Genomic DNA, 1,739 nt, shown 5'->3' on the forward strand with positions numbered 1-1,739 from the left:
GCATGATCTGGACGCTGCGCATCTCCAGCGCCCGTCGCCAGTTCGACACCAGTTGCATGGTTCGCTCCCAATAAAAAGCCCCGCCATGGCGGGGCTGCGTGCTGTGAGTGGATCAGGCGGCCAGCGGCCAGCCGATCCGGTAGTCGGCCAGTTGCGCAGCGGCCAGCGCAGCGACTTCGGCCTTCATCTGTTCGGCCCGCGCGAAAATCAGGGCACCGTACTCGACCATGGCGCCGTACAGGGTGGCGATCATGGCGGCGTCGCCAGGCGCAACGGCGTTGTTCTCCACGTCCTTCCAGTAGCCGACCGGCGAGCCCTGCCCGGCCAGCAGCGTCAGCGTCAGCCGTTCGCGCGCCATGTCATCGCTGTCCCACCAGTGGTCCAACGCAGGGAATCCGCTGTTCTCCATCTGGGTGCGCCAGGTGTTGATGGCCACATTGAGTTGTCGCCGGGCGTCGCCCGGGTCCACCCAGGTCGCGGGCAGGAGGGCATTGCCGGCGTCGAGCCATGCCTGCACCGCCTCCCAGCACCAGGTACCCAGGGCAATCAGGTCGCCGGTTTCCAGGTTGCGTACGTGTTGCGCATCGACGGTCTGGTACATGGTTACAACCTCGAATCGAGTATGAGGGTGCCGGCGCTATCCACGGAGTGCACTCCGGATTGGCGGAGCGTCGTGAGCCCGGAACGCACTGCCACCAGCCAGCTCGCTCCCGTTCCCGAGTTCGGCGCCTGGATGACGGATACCGGCTCGCGCATCCGTGGCACTTCGTGCGTGTTGATATTGGCGGTGTAGGGCTGGCTGGACAGCACCCAGTACCCCGAATAGTTCTGGTAATACCAGCCCACCGCGGTGCACGCGTCCTGGTAGTTCAGCGACTCATCGAATACGGTCGCGACCGATCCAAACTCCATTTGCATGCACGCAACATCAATAGTCCCGCTCTGCACCCCGATGTAGCTGCTGCGAGCTGCGAAATCGGGGCCGCTGCTGAGCCACAGGGTGACGTTCCAGGAATCCCCCGGGCCGACGGCCTTGCCGGCCGCCGAGGGAAACTGTGCGGTGAACACATAGCGTTGCCAGTCGGTCGTCAACGGGATGGCGGCGATGGGCATGAACTCGCTGGCGCTGCCTCCGATCCCGAACAGTTGCTGTAGTTCGAGGGCGATTTTCAGCGCTTGCGGGCTACGCGCGTAGAACGAGATGGTGACCGTGCGCCCGGCTACGCTCAGCACGTTTTCCAGACGGTGGGACAGGATCACGTGGCTGGCCCCCCCCGAGCCGCCGACAAACACGGTGCGCGGGTAAAACGCTGCGGAGGCGACCGGGATCTCGCCGATGGCAAATGCTTGCCGGCTCACCGTGGCGGAGGCGGTAAAGAACGCCAGTCGTAACATGGTGGCGCCACCGTAGCCGGAGGTTGACCACGATGTCCCCTCGTACCACAGGTCATATCGGCCATCCACGATCAGGTTGCGCCCCGACCGCGCCTGAAGCTGTGCTTGCAGCTTGCCCATCCCATCCCGCACGCTGTCGGTCGGCACTACCAGCCCTGCATCGGCGGTCACCATCCCCGTCAGATCGACCGCCGCGCCCGGCAGCCGGTCGCCGGCCGGCAACTGCTGGCGCCTGCCATTCACCAGCACCAGCGGACGACGTGCAGCCATCACAGCACCACGTAGCCGGCGTCGTCGGTCACCAGTTCGGTCGCCGATTTGGCGACCCCCAGGTACTGGCTCAC

General features: G+C 65.3%; 2 protein-coding genes. Both read right to left on the reverse strand.

Translation table 11 applies throughout. The features are described 5' to 3' along the window. Positions 1-112 precede the first annotated feature (112 nt). The gene (locus tag FAZ21_RS20000) at positions 113-601 is read right to left on the reverse strand and encodes a DUF4376 domain-containing protein (RefSeq protein WP_136775186.1); all 489 of its coding nucleotides are present in this window, start codon (positions 599-601) and stop codon (positions 113-115) included. A 2-nt stretch (positions 602-603) separates the two neighbouring features. Then, entirely contained in the window at positions 604-1,665 is a 1,062-nt protein-coding gene (locus FAZ21_RS20005; RefSeq protein WP_136775187.1) for a hypothetical protein, read from the reverse strand. Positions 1,666-1,739: the final 74 nt, after the last annotated feature.

The sequence above is a fragment of the Chitiniphilus eburneus genome (assembly GCF_005048205.1).
Lineage (GTDB): Bacteria > Pseudomonadota > Gammaproteobacteria > Burkholderiales > Chitinibacteraceae > Chitiniphilus > Chitiniphilus eburneus.